General features: G+C 39.9%; 21 protein-coding genes. 4 read left to right on the top strand and 17 right to left on the bottom strand.

Annotated elements, in window-relative coordinates:
• Nucleotides 1-40: 40 nt before the first annotated feature.
• From AACZ73_RS05170 to AACZ73_RS05130, 9 genes are all read right to left on the bottom strand, one after another.
• Complete coding sequence (locus tag AACZ73_RS05170; RefSeq protein WP_339876001.1) at nucleotides 41-1,093, bottom strand: HAD family hydrolase; 1,053 nt, start codon at nucleotides 1,091-1,093, stop codon at nucleotides 41-43.
• Between the two features lie 218 nt (nucleotides 1,094-1,311).
• Complete coding sequence (locus tag AACZ73_RS05165) at nucleotides 1,312-2,493, bottom strand: AraC family transcriptional regulator (RefSeq protein ID WP_339875999.1); 1,182 nt, start codon at nucleotides 2,491-2,493, stop codon at nucleotides 1,312-1,314.
• 97 nt (nucleotides 2,494-2,590) lie between these two features.
• Nucleotides 2,591-3,151, bottom strand: coding sequence for a hypothetical protein (locus tag AACZ73_RS05160; protein WP_339875997.1), 561 nt, complete (start codon nucleotides 3,149-3,151; stop codon nucleotides 2,591-2,593).
• Nucleotides 3,152-3,211: 60 nt separating this feature from the next.
• Nucleotides 3,212-3,910, bottom strand: a complete 699-nt coding sequence (locus AACZ73_RS05155; protein ID WP_339875995.1) for an outer membrane beta-barrel protein — start codon at nucleotides 3,908-3,910, stop codon at nucleotides 3,212-3,214.
• Complete coding sequence (locus AACZ73_RS05150) at nucleotides 3,907-4,956, bottom strand: hypothetical protein (RefSeq protein ID WP_339875994.1); 1,050 nt, start codon at nucleotides 4,954-4,956, stop codon at nucleotides 3,907-3,909. The genes AACZ73_RS05155 and AACZ73_RS05150 overlap by 4 nt, the downstream gene beginning before the upstream one ends.
• Nucleotides 4,957-5,520: 564 nt before the next feature.
• A complete protein-coding gene (locus AACZ73_RS05145) occupies nucleotides 5,521-6,600 on the bottom strand; it encodes an acyl-CoA desaturase (RefSeq protein WP_339875992.1) in 1,080 nt (359 codons plus the stop codon).
• A gap of 54 nt (nucleotides 6,601-6,654) precedes the next feature.
• On the bottom strand, nucleotides 6,655-6,840 hold the full coding sequence (locus AACZ73_RS05140; RefSeq protein WP_339875990.1) for a hypothetical protein: 186 nt from the start codon (nucleotides 6,838-6,840) through the stop codon (nucleotides 6,655-6,657).
• Between the two features lie 89 nt (nucleotides 6,841-6,929).
• Complete coding sequence (locus AACZ73_RS05135) at nucleotides 6,930-7,115, bottom strand: hypothetical protein (RefSeq protein ID WP_339875988.1); 186 nt, start codon at nucleotides 7,113-7,115, stop codon at nucleotides 6,930-6,932.
• Nucleotides 7,116-7,130: 15 nt separating this feature from the next.
• Complete coding sequence (locus AACZ73_RS05130) at nucleotides 7,131-7,481, bottom strand: cupin domain-containing protein (protein ID WP_339875986.1); 351 nt, start codon at nucleotides 7,479-7,481, stop codon at nucleotides 7,131-7,133.
• A 121-nt stretch (nucleotides 7,482-7,602) separates the two neighbouring features.
• On the opposite strand from AACZ73_RS05130, the gene AACZ73_RS05125 reads away from it, so the two are divergent.
• Nucleotides 7,603-7,734, top strand: a complete 132-nt coding sequence (locus tag AACZ73_RS05125) for a hypothetical protein (protein WP_339875985.1) — start codon at nucleotides 7,603-7,605, stop codon at nucleotides 7,732-7,734.
• A gap of 8 nt (nucleotides 7,735-7,742) precedes the next feature.
• Here the strand turns inward: AACZ73_RS05125 and AACZ73_RS05120 are convergent, their stop codons facing one another.
• From AACZ73_RS05120 to AACZ73_RS05095, 6 genes are all read right to left on the bottom strand, one after another.
• Nucleotides 7,743-8,303: an AraC family transcriptional regulator gene (locus AACZ73_RS05120; RefSeq protein WP_339875983.1), complete on the bottom strand. Its 561-nt coding sequence runs from the start codon at nucleotides 8,301-8,303 to the stop codon at nucleotides 7,743-7,745.
• Between the two features lie 265 nt (nucleotides 8,304-8,568).
• Entirely contained in the window at nucleotides 8,569-9,357 is a 789-nt protein-coding gene (locus AACZ73_RS05115) for a hypothetical protein (RefSeq protein WP_339875981.1), read from the bottom strand.
• Between the two features lie 228 nt (nucleotides 9,358-9,585).
• The gene (locus AACZ73_RS05110; protein ID WP_339875979.1) at nucleotides 9,586-9,822 is read right to left on the bottom strand and encodes a hypothetical protein; all 237 of its coding nucleotides are present in this window, start codon (nucleotides 9,820-9,822) and stop codon (nucleotides 9,586-9,588) included.
• 170 nt (nucleotides 9,823-9,992) lie between these two features.
• The gene (locus AACZ73_RS05105) at nucleotides 9,993-10,454 is read right to left on the bottom strand and encodes an Hsp20/alpha crystallin family protein (protein WP_339875977.1); all 462 of its coding nucleotides are present in this window, start codon (nucleotides 10,452-10,454) and stop codon (nucleotides 9,993-9,995) included.
• 305 nt (nucleotides 10,455-10,759) lie between these two features.
• A complete protein-coding gene (locus AACZ73_RS05100) occupies nucleotides 10,760-11,137 on the bottom strand; it encodes a PH domain-containing protein (protein ID WP_339875975.1) in 378 nt (125 codons plus the stop codon).
• Nucleotides 11,138-11,247: 110 nt separating this feature from the next.
• Nucleotides 11,248-12,648 (bottom strand): alpha/beta fold hydrolase, encoded by a 1,401-nt coding sequence (locus AACZ73_RS05095; RefSeq protein WP_339875974.1) that lies wholly within the window; start codon nucleotides 12,646-12,648, stop codon nucleotides 11,248-11,250.
• A 194-nt stretch (nucleotides 12,649-12,842) separates the two neighbouring features.
• Between AACZ73_RS05095 and AACZ73_RS05090 the strand changes: the two genes are divergently transcribed.
• The 3 genes from AACZ73_RS05090 (at nucleotide 12,843) to AACZ73_RS05080 (ending at nucleotide 16,736) form a co-directional block, all read left to right on the top strand.
• Nucleotides 12,843-14,447: a solute:sodium symporter family transporter gene (locus AACZ73_RS05090; RefSeq protein WP_339875973.1), complete on the top strand. Its 1,605-nt coding sequence runs from the start codon at nucleotides 12,843-12,845 to the stop codon at nucleotides 14,445-14,447.
• A 4-nt stretch (nucleotides 14,448-14,451) separates the two neighbouring features.
• Nucleotides 14,452-15,270 (top strand): inositol oxygenase family protein, encoded by an 819-nt coding sequence (locus AACZ73_RS05085; RefSeq protein ID WP_339875972.1) that lies wholly within the window; start codon nucleotides 14,452-14,454, stop codon nucleotides 15,268-15,270.
• Nucleotides 15,271-15,593: 323 nt separating this feature from the next.
• Nucleotides 15,594-16,736: an acyl-CoA dehydrogenase family protein gene (locus AACZ73_RS05080; RefSeq protein WP_339875970.1), complete on the top strand. Its 1,143-nt coding sequence runs from the start codon at nucleotides 15,594-15,596 to the stop codon at nucleotides 16,734-16,736.
• A 101-nt stretch (nucleotides 16,737-16,837) separates the two neighbouring features.
• On the opposite strand, the gene AACZ73_RS05075 is transcribed toward AACZ73_RS05080, so the two are convergent.
• Complete coding sequence (locus tag AACZ73_RS05075; protein WP_339875968.1) at nucleotides 16,838-17,572, bottom strand: MIP/aquaporin family protein; 735 nt, start codon at nucleotides 17,570-17,572, stop codon at nucleotides 16,838-16,840.
• Nucleotides 17,572-19,071 carry a glycerol kinase GlpK gene (gene glpK / locus AACZ73_RS05070; protein WP_339875966.1) on the bottom strand — a complete coding sequence of 500 codons (1,500 nt, stop codon included), beginning with the start codon at nucleotides 19,069-19,071 and terminating at the stop codon, nucleotides 17,572-17,574. Before glpK ends, AACZ73_RS05075 begins: the two co-directional genes overlap by 1 nt.
• Nucleotides 19,072-19,081: the final 10 nt, after the last annotated feature.

The raw sequence follows: 19,081 nt of genomic DNA, 5'->3' as shown, positions 1-19,081 counted from the left end.
AAAGTGATTACATGTTCAATATCAAAGTATAGTATAAAAGCTATTTCAAATCGTAAGGGTAAATGACTTTCCAGTCCTTGGCCATATCCACTACCAGCCAGTTATACTTAGCAGCATCGTCAAGACCTTTATTCAGCTGACCTATATGAGAATCACGGTCATAAGCCGCTTCGCGAACCGAATCAGTGTGATGTATAATTAGCCCAAATCTTGAACCCTCCCCTGTAGAGGTATATTGTAGCATCTGGTAATCCCCATCGCTATTTCCAGCTGCGAAAACTGGCCGCTTGCCTATATTCCTATAGATACCTACCGGTTTTCCCGATTTATCATCGTTAAAATTCAGTTCTGGGGTTTTAATCAATTCAGGCTTAGCTAAAGAATCCACATAGGTTAGACCTAATTGTGAGCCTACCACCTGATAAGGCGGAATTCCATAAGCCTCTTCTGCCCAAGCTCTCATGAAATCTATTCCTCCACCAGATACGATAAAAGTTTTGAAATCATTGTCACGTAAATAATCCAGCAATTCCAACATAGGCTGAAAAATCATCTCATTGTAGTGCTTTCCTGTTTTTGGATGAGTGGCTGTATTCATCCAGTTTTTTACATGTGAATCAAACTCCTCCGCCGACATATCTGAATGGGTAACGGCCACGGTTTGTAACAATGCTTTTTCTCCTCCGGCAAGGAAACCCTGCATATCACCATTTAAAAATGCATTAATGGAGGAATTACTTTTCCATTCAGGATGCTCCGGGGCCATCCGTTTAACTTCATCAATTGCAAAGGCCAACTGAAAATACATAGGCTGTTCTGACCAGAGTGTACCATCATTATCAAAAACAGCAATTCGATCACCCACCGAAATGAATTCAGGTGAGCCATCTGTTGTAGCGTCTTTTACCCAATTCATAATTTGCTGCTTTGGTCCTTCTTGCCAGGATGCCAGATAGTCGTTGTCGGCTTCAGCTGACTCTTCAATTCTATTTTCGGATGAATTCCCTTGGGGAGAATCGCAGGAAATGATCAATGAAACAGCAAAAAAGAGGATCCCAAGTGGAAAGAATTTAGAGAAATAGCGATGTCTCATAATCTTAATTGTATAAAGAAATAATCTATTATGAAGGTGTTATAATTTAAAAAATTGCAATAACAAAAACCAATATCATAATGGTATAATACGCTGATAATTAATCGATACCGCCCTTTGAATTGAGACCTTCAAGATAGACATCTGAAGGTTTCTACCGCTTTAGATAAGTGTGGAATTTGCAAAAATCAGTGGTATTTGAGCATAAAAAATAAAAGCTATGTCTTATCAGCCTTCGTTGATTTCTCCTTGAGATAGATCGAAGGAGATTTTCCTGTTACTTTTTTAAAAGCGGATGAAAATGAATTCCTATTATTAAATCCGGACAGTTGCCCGATCGCTTCCAATGTGTAATTTTCAGTTTGAACTTCCTTCAAAAGCTCACAGCTGTGGATAACTCTTGCCTTATTGATATAATCGGGAAAGGAGACGCCAAGATTCTGATTGATAAATTGAGTTAGCAAATAATGTGGGATTCCGGAATCTTTTGCAAGATCATAGACAGAATATCCCTGAGTCAAATAGACTTTCTCATTTAATTTTTTCTCAAGGATAACTGCTATTTCTTTAGCTTTAGCATCTTCTATAAGATCTTGTCTGGATGATGGGATTCCGGAACTTTTTACCTTTTCCAATTCTTTCTCTCCCCTAACAAATCGTTTTCCGTACAATATACTTGGGAAATATAGCAGATACATCGCTGTGGATAAATTCAAAAGTGTAGCGCCAAAATGCACTGCCTTAAAAGTCAAATTTGTGTCTGCACTTCTGAAGGTTAGATAGAACGGTACAAACAGAATTAATTGCAAGATCAGATAGGTGCTGATCCATCTAACTACATCTCTTTTTTGACCCAGATCAGGATTCTTAAGTTTAAATTTCCAAACCAACCCCACACTGAGTGCCCAGTAAAAATTGACCAGAATCGTTCTAAATTCAGTATGGAAATTATCAGGAAAAAACCTACTCTGGGTGAAGCTAACTACTAGGTAGGGATCTTGATATTCTGATAAAATCAAGTTCATTTTACTCTGTGAGTCCATCATAAACACTGGCAAGAAGTCGACAAAAAAAATCAGTGCGGGGAGCAAGTGGATGAGATGCCATAGTTTAAATTTCTCATCAAACAAGGTGTACTGAATATACAGAAAGGGAAGAAATGCATAGATCAACCCCGCTAGGTTACCAGTTCGATAGAGATAAGGAAAATGAATAATTAACCCGGAATCAATAAGCCCTGCCAACAAAATACCATGCGACAAAAACAGGAAACTTAATCCCATTAAGATATTGGTAGACTTTTTTTGGATTCCAAAAGTCACCAAGACTATTCCCAACACATAGCCAAAACTAAACGAGAATAGGTAAATGAAATTGAAGAAATTCAGCTCAAGACTCATTAGTAAGTGGGGTTTAAAAATCTGATTTAAGCAGGAGATAATAAACTCTACGTTTTTATTAAAACCCTCAGAAAGTAAGAATGTTATGCTAATAACATTACTTACCAAACCGTTTCTCTATTCCAATTCCGAGTGAAGTGACATTATAGGCTTTGGCACGGAAATCCTGTGTGAGTGAACCCAATACTTCCCAGCCATTTCTGATTTCAACCCCATACTCTATGGCAAAACGGGTCACAAAATACGTCTCTCCTCCTTTAGCAAATTCGCCTCCAAAACCAAGTCCAAAACTCCAGTGCTCCCCTGGCTTATAGGTTCCCATCACCGCGGGAGCAATCGGACGCTCCCGCTCGATCAGCTGTCCTTCATCTTCGGTTTCGATAAAGAAATTTTCATTCAAAAAGTCTGTGTGCAGTCCAAGTGAATACACCTCAGAAAACCAATAATTATAATCTATAGCAAACGAAGGTACCGATGTAAACTGTTTGTTACCTTCGGCATCTCTTCCCTGACCTATTCGTGCGTGTCCCAAAACAAAGGCAACACTATGTCTTCCTTCCGACTCCTGCTCCATCTCTTCTTCCCTCTCCTCTTGGCCAAAACATATGCTGCTAAAACTTAGCGCAAGCAGTAACATAAAAAACTTAATATTCTTCATCTTAAACTATTTAATAACTCGCGAATACATCATAAACTGGAACCTAGGAACTCACATTAATTATTTATCCATCTTTCCTCTTCCTATAGGGAGGTCAGCGTAAATAGCTACCTGACTATGATTTTGCTTGCCAGCCAGATTTTTCATTGCATCAGAAAAACCGCCCTGATAGCGAAGTCCAAAAGCATTTACTTTTTCTTTTCCTATATACATCCCTATTCCTGACACAAATCCAAAATCAAAGCGATTCACCTGCTGACGGATATCTTTTTCTAAGGTTAAGTCCCCCTGTGTCAGATCTGTTTCAAAAATATCCTGTGCTTTGATTCTAAAAGAAATCTGAGGGCCTAATTCCACAAAGTAAGTTCCCTGAAATGCATAGCGCATAGTCGCCGGAATACTGAAGTAATTAATTTTCCGCGTTACTTCAGAATCCACATAAAAGTTATTGAGACTTGGATCGTCTAAGTCATATGCTGCTATTCCTGCTGCTCCCCGTTGATATTTTGCCAATAAATCAACGTTCACATGCAAATTTTCATCAAACTTATGGGTATAGAAAAGACCAAAATTGAACGATCTCAACGGATCCTGAGCTCCTGAGAGAGACATATTGTTCCAGCTGTAATCGAGATGCAAACCGAACATGTTTTCTTCATTGTTCAGCTTATCACCGAAAATCAGACTCATAATTACCTGAGCTTGCAAACCAGTCTGCAATCCGAAAAAAAGAATAATTAGCAAAGCTTTATATTTCATAGGGATAACTTTTTAAAACCTGGGAACCTCCAATTTAAATTAAGCAGGAATTGGCTTCTCTTGCCAAAAACACCCAATTCTGAACGAAGCATCCAGTTTTTATTAAACTGATATTGCGCACCAAAAATCAGATTGAATGGGGCCGCCACCTCTTTATCCAGTTTGTAATTAATGTAAGAATCAGAAGTATCTATTCCCGAAGCAGCATCCTCAAGTCTCCTGATGATCTGCTTCACCACTACCTGCTGGGCGGGTGGTAGACCTTCAACCCATTCTTCCAGAACTCCTATGAAATTCCCTTCCCCAAATCCCGGAAAAACTTCTGCTACAGATATACTACCTTGGGTATCGTTTTGAATTACCTGATAAAATACCCCTGCCCAAATTGACAAAGTTTTTTGAGGGTCATTGTAATCAGAAAAGGCATGCCCAATTCTCACACTACTGTTGAATGCAGGAATTGGCTCTACTACCACTTCCACATCCGCAAAATTGTAATTGTTGTCCCAAGCCACCCATATTGGACCAAAGGCACCGGTAAGTGTGGCTCCCAAACCGTAACTATCTACTGAAAACTTTTGACTGGTCTCAAAGCCTACCGGGCTTAAAAGTGTCACATCAGTCTGTGTTGTCCCACCACCAAAAATTCCATACACGTTCAAAAAAGGAAGCACCCACAGATCAGGTCTTACTGTATAGGCATTGGTAGTTGCAATGGTAGGACCAAATTTAATCAATGAACTGACATCCACCATTTCACTTGAGTTAAACCCAATCGATGTGCTATTGATATTAATCTCCTGTTTTTGGGTGAAATATATCGCACTTACCCCCCAGGCATAAGGAAGATCATAGCCACGTTTGGCAGCTCCCTTTCCCAGAATCGGAAAGGTATAGTTGTAGTCCATATTTTTCAGACTATCAAAATAAGCATCATGAACGGGGTTGAATACCTTTTGGGCACCTTGACCATAGGTGTTTGAAAAATTTCCAAAAGAGCAAAACAATAAGACAATAATGAGTCGAGTCAGCTTAAAATTCTTCATAGCCTTAGAATAGGAAAAAAGGTTTATTCTAAAATCAGAGTAAAAATGGAGTACTGAGTAAAATTTAAGATATTAAAATCAAATAATAGAACTTTTAGCTATTTATATCAGAGCATTAGCTGGCGATTTAAAAGAAATTGCATTATTCAAACTTATTAAAGGTCAGTTTTATCAAAATTGTATACTTTATAATTTCCAGATAATCATCAATCTTAAAGATGTTGAGCTGCAATACTTGAAGGGAAATAATATATATCCTAAAATTGAAGGCGAGAAATTCGAAGTCCGCGGGATATACACCAAACGAAAACCCTTAATTATGGTAACGTCAGAAAAAATGATATTCTGGATCTAATAAAATGTGAGGGATTGTTGCGGCAACGAGGGTAAGCTACCTATTTTAAAAAATAGTAAGGTATTCTAAATGATGCCAAGGCGCTAATTGCTTTGCTCTATTAGACAAAACACCGAAACCTCGACTTCGCAAAGCATGGTAATATATTGACTTACTTGAAAAAGTAAGTTAGTATAACTCAAAAAGTGGTAAAGTTAGCTCTGGAACTACTAAGCCCTACCCAACTGGCGTAACATCTTGACGTGATCCGAAAGTGCTGCTAGGAATGTTTTCTTCACCATATAAGGAACACTAAATTCCCTGGCAGTATCCGCAACAATCTGTGATAACTTCCTATAATGTATATGGCAGATATTGGGAAACAGATGGTGCTCAACCTGAAAGTTTAAACCTCCTATTAGCCAGGAAAACATTCTGCTTTTAGGGGCATAATTACTGGTAGTTGCCAATTGATGGGTAATCCATTCACTTTTGATCAAACCTTTCTCATCAGGCTGTGGAAAGGAAGTTTCCGATAGGATATGGGCAGTTTGGAATACAAGACTGATACAAATGCCCGTAACGAAATGCATGCTTAAAAAGGCCAACACAATAATATAAGAAGGAAGCGGGACCATCAACAATGGAATGATCAAAGCGTAGGTGTAATACAATACTTTCCAACTGGTAATTTTCACCAGCTCTTTTCTGAACTCTCCCTCTTTTTTGAAAAAGCCCATTTTTTTATAGCGTGCAGCCCTTACAAAATCTTTCGTAGTGATCCACGAGATCGTAGAAAGCCCGTAGAAAAACCAGATATACAAGTATTGAAACTTATGTATCCAATAATGCTTGGCATTTGGTGAAAACCTTAGAAAAAAAGGAGCATTGATATCATCATCCCCATGATCAATATTGGTATAGGTATGATGAAGCACATTGTGTTGTATTCTCCAAACACTGGCATTGGCACCAATTAGATTCATACTGTACCCTAGGTACTTATTGATTGTAGGATTTTTGGAATAGGATCCATGGATGGCATCATGCATGACGCCCATACCTACTCCTGCCATTCCTAAACCACTGAGTATGTATAGCCCAAATAGAAGCCATGCGCTTGTAATCAAGCCTGAGCAGATTAACACCAGGGGAATGAAGAAAACAGATAGCATAAAAATACTTTTATAGACCATTCCGCTATCTCCATAGATAGTTGTATTTGTACTTTTGAAATGTGCATTGACTCTATTTCTCAGGGTATTAGAAAATTCTGCACTTCCAGATTTATCGAATTTTAGATTTTTCATGGGTGATTTTGTTTTCAGAGACGCTGCTACTTACGCACAGGAAAAGCTTTTAGGCTAGTATTTTTGCAGCTCTGCAAATAGCAAGTGTATCTCTTCTTTTGTCTTTTGGAGTTTTTGGCAAAGCGTTTCCAGCATCCTTTCCCTCTGACCTTCTATATACTCGAAATCAGCATCATTTAGAACAGAAAACCTTTGCTTCAACATAGCTTTTTGTTCTCTCCAGCTTCTTGTAATATTCATCTTTGGTCATTATTTTATGAGTGTAAATTCATCTAAAGTAAATAAGCAATCGGTAGTAATTGGGTGATTCCACGACTTGCTTACACCTTTTACTCCCTACTATTAACTAGCTCTCTTTCGAAGAGAGCTAATTCCTTTTTCATAGGTTCATCAGCAAATGTGCAGTAGTAGATCTTTGCATAATATTTCCTTACAATCATCTTGACGTCAGAATTTTGCTTGGTGTAAACCAAATCGCCAACATTGAATTTATTGTCTTGATCATCGATCGTCATATCATGTAGTTTATATCAAAGCCGGATATCCTCATATCCGGCTTTGATAATTGTGGTCAACATTTTAAACCTACTAATTGCCTTTATCCGGTTCTTTGCGTGTGCAGGGATTATAATTATCCCCCCTGCCTCCACCATAGAAGATTTCTCTTCAATAATGATCTCCGCTACGCCATCTAATATTTGTATAAGGCTGTCGAATGGGGATGATTTGCTCGGCATCTCTTCACCGCTGTCAAATGAGGACACAGTTACCGTTCCTGTTTGCTTTGTCAGAATGGACTTGATTACCACAGATCCAGAAACGTACTCCACGGCATCGACTAATCGATAAACTGTGGATTTTTCAAACTCTGAGTCTGTCATAGAAAACTTATAAAAGAGTGTCGTTGCTGTGGGCAATATTCATTGTTCCTTTTATCCTTTTTCATATCTGAGGGAAAAGACTCCTGCGCTTACTTTCAAAGGACGGTTAAATCAAGACACCATGTGTTACACTTTTCTTGACAATGCTTACATATATCCCACTTTCTCTTCTGTCGGTTTCCAGTCGAAACCTGAAAAAAGTCTTTCCCGAAAAGTAACTCAAGTAAGTAATATTACAGGACAGGAAACTTAAGCCCTAGGCTATATATCCTCCAGGTTTTTCTTACGCTTGTTTTTCAACTGCTTATAAAATGTGGGCGTAAGGCCGGTGATTTTCTTGAACTGATTGGACAAATGAGCGACACTGCTGTAGTGCAACTTGTGAGCAATTTCAGTCAAATTCAATTCATCATAGATCAACAATTCTTTGGCCCGCTCAATCTTATGAATGATAATAAACTGCTGGATGGTTGTGCCCTTTACCTCAGAAAAAATATTGGCCAAATATGTGTAATCATACCCTAATTTTTCACTGATATAATCTGAGTAGTTCACTTTGGGCATCTCCTCAGAATAGTGAACCATCTCGATGATAAGGTTTTTGATACTTTCTATTAGAATGCTTTTCTTATCGTCCAGCAGCTTTAATCCTGACTTCAGGAGATTTTTCTTTAACAGATCTCTTTGCTCAGTACTGATATTTTCATGAAGCTCCACCACCCCCAAATCCACCACTGCATGATTCAAGTCAAGCTTTTTCAGCTCTTCCATCACCATCATTTTGCATCGCAAACTGACCATGTATTTGATATAAAGCTTCATCGGTTAAGTTGGGGATACAGTGGGAAAAGGGCTTAGAATAGATTCAAAATCTAATTAGAGGGGATAAATGAAATCGATTTATCGTAGCTCAAGTTGCTTAAAAAAACTGAACTGTGGTCTATATAAAATCACAGTTCAGTCCGTATAGTATATAATAGGATTATCAGCAATTATGCCATTGATTTCATTGCTCATCCGGTCAAGCTATACCTTATTTATTAAAAATGGTTTGCTAGCATTTCGGAAAATTAATGCTTTATTAGTTTTACTTAGGAAATAGAAAAATCACAACTGCTCTCCATCCCCAATCTGCCTTACCCCCATCAGGTGCGGCTAGATTTAATCTTGGACCTACCACAAATTGCGTTTTTTGCTTACCCAAGCTGGTCACTGCAGAGATTGTCGGATTCAACCAAACGGTAGTTGTTGAGGCTTTCCAGTTTTGAGTCCACTCCATGTTAGCTCCTATTCCCGCCCCAGATTTCCAGTTATAATTTACAAATGGCTGCACAAACATCTGGCTGACATCAGGCCTATCGGCATTTCCAGCTACTGACCAGATTTGATTGACCAACCCACCAATAGTCCAACCATTGGTCTGTTTTAATGCAACTGCTGTAGGACCCATTCCAAATTTCTTCGTGGTCAGAAAATCATTTGTGCCAATAGGAAGCAAAAAAGCAGGACCAACGCCCCAAGTCAGCTTCTCAGAGTTGGCAGGTGAGAAAAAGGCAGACATCACCGCATCTCCAAGACCTGCTTGCTTTTCCCCGGGTGCAGTAATATTGTACTGAGTTACCACAGGAAGCACTATTCTGGAAATCATGTTCCAGTCTTTGGTAATAGAGATGGGAATCACTGGCTGGATATTCATTGTGTTACGAGTCCCTTTGAAATCACCTATACCGTAATCTGTATTATTCTGAAAAGGAACAGAAATTAAGGATGCTATCGGGTTTGCTAATTTTTTTGCGAGTTCAGCCGCATCATCCTGCGCAGATGCCAAACCTACAGAGAACAAAATTATGCCGAGGATAAGCGGATATCTCTTCATAGATGTTTGATTAAAAGTTTAAATACTGGATTCGATAAAAATGAATTGCACTGTTATCAAATTAAAAAAAAATGTTGAAAGATGCTGTTTTACAAACAATTATATACGGCTAAACCAGACTTAAGCAATATTTTCCTCGCTCTAAAACTGATAAAAAAAATAGCAGTCTTGTGACTGCCATTTTCAATTCCTACTTTAAAATTTTAAAATAATACATCTTCTCAAGCGCTAAATTCTATCCGTGCTGGAAGAGTCTGAAATTCGCCAAAATTTTGGTTGGTAGTGTCTTACAGAATCCAATTGATGGAAAAGACCCTTCCCCATTAGCCAGGAATCCAGTTCCCTAATCTCCGAAGTTCCAAGCACATGTTTTGCTTTATTATATTCTTTGGTTAATAGACGACGGTCGAAACTCACTTTCTCGAGAATAGTTTTATAATAATCCAGAAAAGAATTTTTAGTCATTTTTAAAATATTTTATATTAAACAAATTTGAAACTGCCCTCGCAACTCTCTAAAGCATACAATTAAACTGGTAATGCTGCAGTAAACATCAAAGTCCTGTTAACAAAAAAGTTGCTGTACAATGAAGTGGGCTAAAAGAAGGCAGTCCCTCCAGACTGCCTTTTGTTAAATTACTCGATGTTTATGGTCCTAGAAAGCTTTTTCTTGGCTTCTTCCCTCTTAGGGATTACCAACCTAAGAATACCATCTTCATATTTACCTTCTATTGCATCACTGTCCACAGTATTAGGCAGATAGAAGGATCTTGAGAAGGAACTGTAGCTAAACTCTTTCCAGGTGTATCCTCTTTCTTCTTCGATATTATCTTCATGATTCTGGATGACTTCAGCCTTTATGATTAAGGTATTATTATCCAATTCTACCTTGAAGGCATCTTTTTTCATGCCTGGAACTGCCATCTCTACCCTGAAATCACTTCCTGTTTCCGAAATATTAACTCTAGGAAGAGTGTTCCCTTCGGAATGTCTTGCACTGCTGACCGAATCTAACCAGTCAAATAAACCTCTACCCGGAAAATCATCAAAGAATGTAGCAGAGGGGCTTAAGCTGTTTCTTTTTATTAACGTGTTCATTGCTTTACATTTTAATAGTTCAACAAATAAACCTCCTGTCTGTGTTGCCTTATGGCCAATAAAGGTTACCGCAGACGAGGCACTAATAAAAGAATCGCGATTCTTGATTGTGAAAAATCAAGCCAAATGCCAAAGTAAATTTCCTACATTTTTGTCAGTTTCCCTCTGAAAAAATGTCAGAAAACTATATCAATAGAACAATTATACGAGTTTGGGAAACCCCTAATTTCCAGTCCAATACCTTTGGAATGAGTGGTATACAAAAGCTAACCGATGGAGCAAAGCTTCTCCAACCTTTTAGGTTATTACATCACCTTTGAAGCAAGATATCTCTGCACTTCGTAGACATCAATGCTTTTATTAAAACGCTTGCTAACTGAAGGCATGTTTTCGCTGGAGATCCAAATCTTCAACTCCGCATCTAAGTCAAAAGTACCTGCGGTTTCCAATGAAAACCTGGAAATGCTCTTATAGGGCATTGAATTATATTCCACCTTGCTCCCCGTCAATCCCTGCACATCTATTATTATAAGGCGCTTGTTAGTAAACATGAAAGTATCCCGAATCAGTTTGAATCCTAGTTCGATGTGCTCCCCGTCAGCTAGCAACCTTCCGAAATTTTCTGTCAGTTTCTCTACAGTTACTTCACTTGCGTTGCCTAATATTTTATTGATTAATCCCATGATTGGAGGTTTAATTGGTTAATTGATTTATTAGTAATGCCAAAGAATAGGCCAGAAACCTAATTCTGTAACAAACTCGGTTTAGCGAGTGAATTACTAGCTATAGCAATTTACATAACCCGCTCTATAATCCAGTTTAAAACCACTTCCATCGCAATTGGAGAAAAAGTCTCCTCAATCTCTACATACTCACCCGGCAATCCTGTATCAGCATTCTGAAACAAGTGGTTTAACCCAGGCAATTCCATAATTGTGACCTGCGTGTTTCCTCCTTTTTCCAAACCAGATTTTATTGCTTCCAAGTTCTCTTTCGCTGGAACCTGCAAGTCTTTCTCTCCATTAATTGCTAGGACTGGGCAGTTTACTTTTTCCAATACCGGAGCCGGATCATACTTGACAAAGTATTGCATCCAGGGACTTGTCATCTGATTTACTTGAGCTTGTACAAACTTTTCTTCGCTCATTCCATTAGGAATATTTTCTGAAGGAATATTTCTATAAACCTGAGTCATGTGATTAGAAATATCTTCTTGTAGTTCCTCGTCACTTTGATCCTTCAACATAATTTCAAAAACTTTCTTGCTTAGCATGTCATTTTCAGAAAGCTGAGATACGCTCATGCCAGATGCCTCGCCAATTAGTGCCTGTTGTGCCAGAAGAAGTTTGTCTCCACGGATACCTGTTCCAGCCAGCATGACGATAAAATCAATGTCATCAGAATCAGCCGCAACCATAGGGGCAATAATTCCTCCTTCACTATGTCCGATAAGGCCGATTTTGCTTTTATCTACTTCTGGCCTTGACTGCAGATATTGAACTGCAGCAGCTACGTCTGTTGCAAAATCCACAGAAGTAGCCGAACTGAAATCACCTGTGGAAGCAGCCGTCCCACGATCATCAAATCGCAATACAGCTATTCCGTTTCTCGTCAAATAATCTGACAAAACAAGAAATGGTTTGTGCCCAAACAATTCCTCATCCCGGTTCTGAGGACCACTTCCCGTAATCAGCACTACCGCTGGATAATTACCAGTTTGCTCCGGCATAGTCAATGTTCCAGCTAGTAATACTTCTGCCTGGCTATTTTCAAAAATCACATCTTCAGAACGATACGGAAATGGCTTCTTAGGCTCCTGGGGTCTTTTCGCTACATACTTGTCAATTTCTTCCCTGGACAAATTCATAGGGAACGATTGACCTGCTTGCTTGAAAACCCCGGTGATTACATTATCATCACCTAGCGTTCCCTCGTATTGAATGTTTGCGTTGGTAATCGAAATTTTTAAAACATCGCTCTCAAAGCTGGTCGAAGTCACGGGAATACCAAATGCCCCTTGATCAGGACTGTCCATTGTTGCGCTATAGCCACTTTCTGTCTTCTTTATATCAAATACCAGCCTAAGCTGGGCTGCTTGGATTTTTAGTGCTCCGTTCCATTGTCCAGTGATATCTTGCGCTAAAACGTTAAGGGAAATCAAAAAAGTAAGAAGTAAAAGTAGGTATGTTCTCATAGTTATTTTCGCTTGCCGATCTGAGACTTTAATTATAGTCTGAAATTAATGATTTTTTATACGCCTATCATATTAGCTATACTTTCAATAACAAAAGAAATGCTCCACCATTCCACTCATTTGTTGTGCTGAAAGATGATATTCCCTATTTTCCCCGTATACAATTTCAGTAAACCCTCTCAACCCAAAATAAATTGCTTACACTTTTTAGTTTCATAGCCTTCACCGGCTTTGTAGCTATCTACTCTACGTGGATGCTGCGCAAACAAAACCTTGCAACACAAGACGGGTATTTCTTAGGAGGACGCAGCTTAACTGGCGTTGTCATCGCCGGATCTATGCTTCTGACAAATATCTCAACGGAGCATCTCGTAGGAATGAATGGGTCCGCCTATAGAAATGGAGCAATTATCATTGCTTGGGAAGTGACCTCAGCAATAGCATTGGTAATAGGTGCACTATATTTTATTCCAAAATACCTGAGAATGGGTCTGACTACTATTCCCGAATTTTTAGAGAAAAGGTTCGATAAAATGACGCAGGCATTGATATCACTGCTGCTTATCATATCCTTCGTAGTGACTTTGCTTCCCATTGTACTTTATACCGGGGCAATTAATATTGAATCAATTTTTGGGATTTCCGAAGCACTGGGCATCACTCAGGCTGAAGGAATTTGGCTTACCGTAGTTGTAGTGGGAGTGATCGGGGCAGTCTATGCAATTTTTGGTGGTCTGAAAATGGTAGCTTACACCGATACCATCAATGGCTTTGGTTTGCTGATTGCAGGTTTGCTAGTTCCTGTTTTTGCGCTGTGGGATATTGGAGAAGGTAATGTGGTAGATGGTTTAGTGAAAGTGTTTAACAACGCACCCGAGAAATTTAATGTCATCAGCAAGGAACCCTCCATTGGCCCTGGATCGCGGGATTCTATTTTGCCATTCGAAGTGCTCTTCACAGGTTTGATTATCAATCAGCTTTACTTTTGGACTATGCACCAATCTATCGTGCAGAGAGCATTGGGTGCGGTGAGTCTGAAAGAAGCCCAAAAGGGTTTGTTATTTACAGGAATTTTGAAAATTCTGATTCCGCTCGTGATTGTGCTGCCTGGAATTATTGGATTTTACTATTTTGGAGACACACTTTTTGATGCTCAGGATAGCGTCTATCCGGAACTCGTGAAGCGAGTGCTGCCGCCTTGGATGACCGGTTTCTTTGTGGCTGTAATCATGGGCGCAATTTTGAGCACATTCAATAGTGCCTTGAACAGTGCTGCGACTATTTTCAGTCTCGATATATTCAAAGTTTACATCAAGAAATCGGCAAAAGAAGGTCAGCTCGTTCGGGTTGGAAAGTGGGTTTCAGCCATTTTGGCGATAGCCTCTATTCTTGTAGCTCCCTTCGTAGCCAATGCGCCTGCGGGACTTTATCAGCTTTTACAACAGCTAAATGGTATATTCTTTATCCCCATGGCTACCGTCATTATTGCAGGGTTCTTTTTCCCAAAAGTATCTCCAGCTGGTGCCAAAGCAGGATTGGCATTTGGGCTTGGATTCTACATTTTGATGGATTTGATACTACAGGTCAATATTCATTTCGTTCATATATGGGGAATTGAGTTTATCCTCAATCTTGTTGTGATGCATTTAGTGTCCTTGCAATTTCCCGTAAAAACTCCATTTGTTATGGTAGATTCAGGCAAACTGAGCATAGTCCCTTGGAAATATGCGTCAACTTTGGGTTGGATTTTGATTGCAATCACGGTAATTATTTATGTAATTTTAGGTACAATTGCTTAAGGCTATGGAAACTACAGAAAAGGAATTCAGAAATTACGATCATGTCGATATCAAAGCTGCCGTAAAGGAGCACTATCGAAAAATGCGCATGTATCAGACGTACGACTATGTACAGCGGATGAAGTCAAAGTACTTAAAGTTTGACAAGCCGATGAATCTGTGGGATGCTATGGAAAAGCTCAATGCACTTATCGATGTAAGTGATCCCGATCTGGATCTGCCCAACGTGCAGCACTTGATTCAGTCCGCGGAGGCTTTGCGCGCTGATAATCGTCCTGATTGGATGCAGTTGGTAGGTTTGATCCACGATCTCGGCAAGGTAATGTATTTGTTTGGTTCTGATGCGGACGGAACGAGTCAAGACGAACAGTGGGGATTAGTAGGTGATGTTTTTGTGGTAGGAGCAAAACTGCCCGATACCTGCGTCTATCCTGAGTTCAATGAGCTGAATCCTGACATGAAAGATCCTCGCTTCAATACGGAATTGGGCGTGTATGAGAAAGGATGCGGCCTAGACAATCTCCAATTAGCATGGGGACATGATGAATATTTCTTTCAAGTTTTGAAAAACCACTCAGAGAATACTATTCCTGAAGCCGGGATGGTAATGGTGCGCTATCACTCATTCTATCCTTGGCACAATGGCGGAAGTTATTCTCAGTTTGAAGCTCCTCAGGACGCGCAATACAAGGAATGGATCCTGGACTTCAATCAATATGATTTGTATACCAAGTCTCCCAAAATCTATGATTTAGAAGATATGAAGGAATATTACTTGCCGATTGCCGAGAAGTATCTGGGTAAAGGGCCGATTTTCTGGTAAAACCTTTAATTTATTTCTAAAAGAATAACATTAAGCTGTAATCAATTTAAAATCGGTTACAGCTTATTTTTTGCCTAACCAATTAATCTAGAGAATTTCAGTTGAAGCGATTTTTTACTAAAAATTAATTTTTAAAAATCCGTGATATAAAACCGCTCATTTTCAGGAGGATGCGAGAAAGTATGGAAAAATTCACTTTGCCACCCACTTAATCTTCTATGCAATTGCTTTTCAAAGAATTATCTATGGTTTCGAGTAATTTGTTGAATCCAAACTATTTCTGAATCTTGGGGTTCTTATAGTATAAACCCAAATAATTAAACATGCTAGATTTTAATCAAAACGAAAATCAACGAATGATAGCCCAGATGATTCGTGATTTTGGTGCCAAGGAAATTACTCCCTTTCGAAAAGACTGGGACGATAGATCGCATTTCCCAATCGAACTTTTTAAAAAACTAGGCGAACTAGGCTTGATGGGCGTTTTGATACCCACAGAATATGGTGGGTCAGGTTTTGGATACTTGGAATATGTCACTGCGATTGTCGAGCTTTCCAAATTGGACCCTTCCGTTGGCCTATCTATGGCCGCGCACAATTCTTTGTGCTGTGGCCACATTCTGAATTTTGGTTCGGAGGAGCAGAAAAAGAAATATTTACCCAAACTTGCTACCTGCGAGTGGCTTGGTGCTTGGGGTCTGACTGAGCCAAATACAGGTTCAGATTCAGGGAATATGCGCACAGTTGCTAAAAAAGACGGGGAAAATTGGATTATTAACGGAGCTAAAAATTTCATCACGCATGGTGTATCAGGCGATGTGGCCGTTGTGATCGCCCGAACTGGCGAAATCGGCGATTCCCATGGAATGACCGCATTCATTATAGAACGCGGGACACCTGGATTCGAAGGTGGAAGGAAAGAAGATAAAATGGGAATACGTGCTTCTGAAACTGCAGAGATGATTTTCACAGATTGTAAAATTCACGAAAGTCAGGTAATCGGCGAAGTCGGCAATGGATTTATTCAATCTATGAAAGTGCTTGATGGCGGAAGGATATCCATTGCGGCATTAGGACAAGGTATAGCTGAAGGAGCTTTGGAAGCATCTATTCAATATTCCAAAGAAAGACATCAATTCAATAAGCCGATCAGCTCCTTTCAGGGAATTTCCTTCAAACTTGCTGATATGGCAACACAGGTAGAGGCTTCCAGCCTGTTAATATTTAAAGCCGCTGATCTTAAAAACCGAGGAGAAAAAGTAACGTTGGCAGGAGCTCAAGCCAAGTACTTTTCTTCAGAAGTAGCGGTTTCGGTGTCCAACGATGCTGTTCAGATATTTGGTGGATATGGCTTTACAAAAGACTATCCTGTTGAGAAATTTTACCGTGACTCAAAGCTTTGCACTATCGGAGAAGGAACTTCGGAAATTCAAAAAATGGTAATTGCGAGAGAGATTTTGAAATAAAACTTGTCTACTGAAAATAAGGAAAGCCTGAAATCTTTGCAGATTTCAGGCTTTTTGATTTCAATCTCCAAACTTATAGGCTTGCAGTCAAACCGTGATTTCTATGCACCCGCAACCATGTACAATCCCGCTGCCAAAGCCGCTCCAAAAAGAGGTCCTAATATCGGAACCCAAGCATATCCCCAATCAGAACTTCCTTTTCCTTTAATCGGTAAAATCGAGTGCATTAACCTTGGTCCAAAATCACGCGCTGGGTTTATGGCATATCCCGTTGTACCGCCCAATGCCAGACCAATCACCCAGACCAAAAAAGCCACAGGAATTGCACCTAAAGAACCCATGCCTATAGGTGTGCTGTCTGCATCCCCTATTTCCACTCCGTCATTATAGAGAATCACCAAGATTAAGACAAATGTTCCTACTACTTCGGAAAAGAAGTTTAAGGGTATATTTCTAATAGCGGGTGAGGTGCCAAATGGAGCAGCTTTTTCTCCTGCATCTGAAGATGCATCATAGTGATCTTTATAGACCAACCATGCTATCCCCACACCAAGCATAGCTCCAAGAACCTGAGCGATAATATAACCAGGTGCCAGTGCCCACTCAAATTGTCCCGTCAATGCCAATCCAACAGTTACCGCTGGATTTAAATGCGCTCCACTATAAGGGCCAGCAACCACCACTCCTACAAAAACTGCCAAAGCCCAAGCCGTACTGATCTCCATGATTCCCCCGCCATTTCCTTTTGTCTTTGGTAAAAGCATGTTAGCAACGACTCCTGATCCCAACAATAGCAACAATCCTGTTCCGATTAATTCAGCCAGATATATATTCATTATTCTACCCAGTTTTTAGAACGCTCTACCGCCTTGTGCCAAAAATGAATCAGATTCTCCCGCTCTGCGTTTTCCATGCTTGGGGTAAAGCTCTTATCAGCATTCCATAGTGCCTCTATTTCTTCCCGGCTCTCCCAGAACCCTACTGCTAAACCAGCTAAAAATGCAGCTCCGATGGCGGTGGTCTCAATGATCTCGGGGCGCTTGATTTCACAATCCAGCAAATTTGCCTGAAACTGCATCAGAAAATTATTGGCAGTGGCTCCACCATCCACCCTAAGTTCACGTGTTGGTTTGTCAGCATCTTTTTCCATGGCTTTTAGCACATCATAAACCTGATAAGCGATAGCTTCCAATGCCGCTCTAGCCATATGAGCCTTGTCTGTTCCGCGAGTTATTCCGAAAAAAGCACCTCTTGCATTTTGATCCCAATGAGGAGCTCCTAATCCTGAGAGAGCAGGGACAAAATAAACCCCATCATTTCCATCAATACTCTCTGCCAATCGCTCACTTTCCCTTGCATGATCCAACAGTCCTATTCCATCCCGCAACCACTGAATAGCCGCACCGCCAATAAATACCGAACCTTCCAGGGCATAATTTATTTCATCCCCAATTTTCCATGCGATAGTGGTGAGTAACTGATTTGTGGACCGAACTGCCTCTTTTCCAGTGTTCATCACCAGAAAACATCCTGTACCATATGTGGTTTTTGCCATTCCCGGCTCTGTGCACATCTGTCCAAAAAGTGCAGACTGCTGATCTCCGGCTATACCTGCAATAGGGATTTTCACACTTAGTACATCTCCCGCCGTCTCGCAATAAACTTCACTGCAACTTTTCACTTCTGGAAGAAGGGAGGCTGGAACTTCAAACAAGTCCAATAATTCCTGATCCCATTCCTGAGAATGAATATTGTAAAGCATGGTTCTACTGGCGTTCGTGACATCAGTAACATGCGTGTTGCCAGAAGTAAGATTCCAAATCAGCCAGGAATCTACTGTCCCAAAGGCTAACTCTCCAGCTTCAGCCCTTGCTCGAGCCCCGTCCACATTGTCAAGAATCCATTTTATCTTGGTCGCTGAAAAGTAAGCGTCTATGATCAAGCCTGTTTTAGAAACAACTAATTCCGCATGTCCTTTATCTTTGAGTTCATTGCAGTATTCTGATGTTCTTCTATCCTGCCAAACAATGGCATTATAAATAGCTTTCCCGGTTTTCCTTTCCCATACGATGGTAGTCTCGCGCTGATTTGTTATCCCAATTGCAGTCACTTGACTTGCTTTGATCTTTTTATTGACGAGAGACTCGATCATTACAGAAGATTGCGAAGTCCATATTTCATCCGGATCATGCTCCACCCATCCAGGTTTGGGGAAGTGCTGCTTAAAATCTTTTTGAGCAACTGATAGAATCTTGCCCTTTTTATCAAAAAGAATGGCTCTAGAACTTGTAGTACCTTGGTCTAAAGCCATTATATAAGTTTTATTCTGGCTCATTTTGGGTTAT

It is taken from the genome of uncultured Algoriphagus sp. (assembly GCF_963974835.1).
Classification (GTDB): Bacteria; Bacteroidota; Bacteroidia; order Cytophagales; family Cyclobacteriaceae; genus Algoriphagus.
This window is presented reverse-complemented; position numbering and strand designations above follow the sequence as displayed.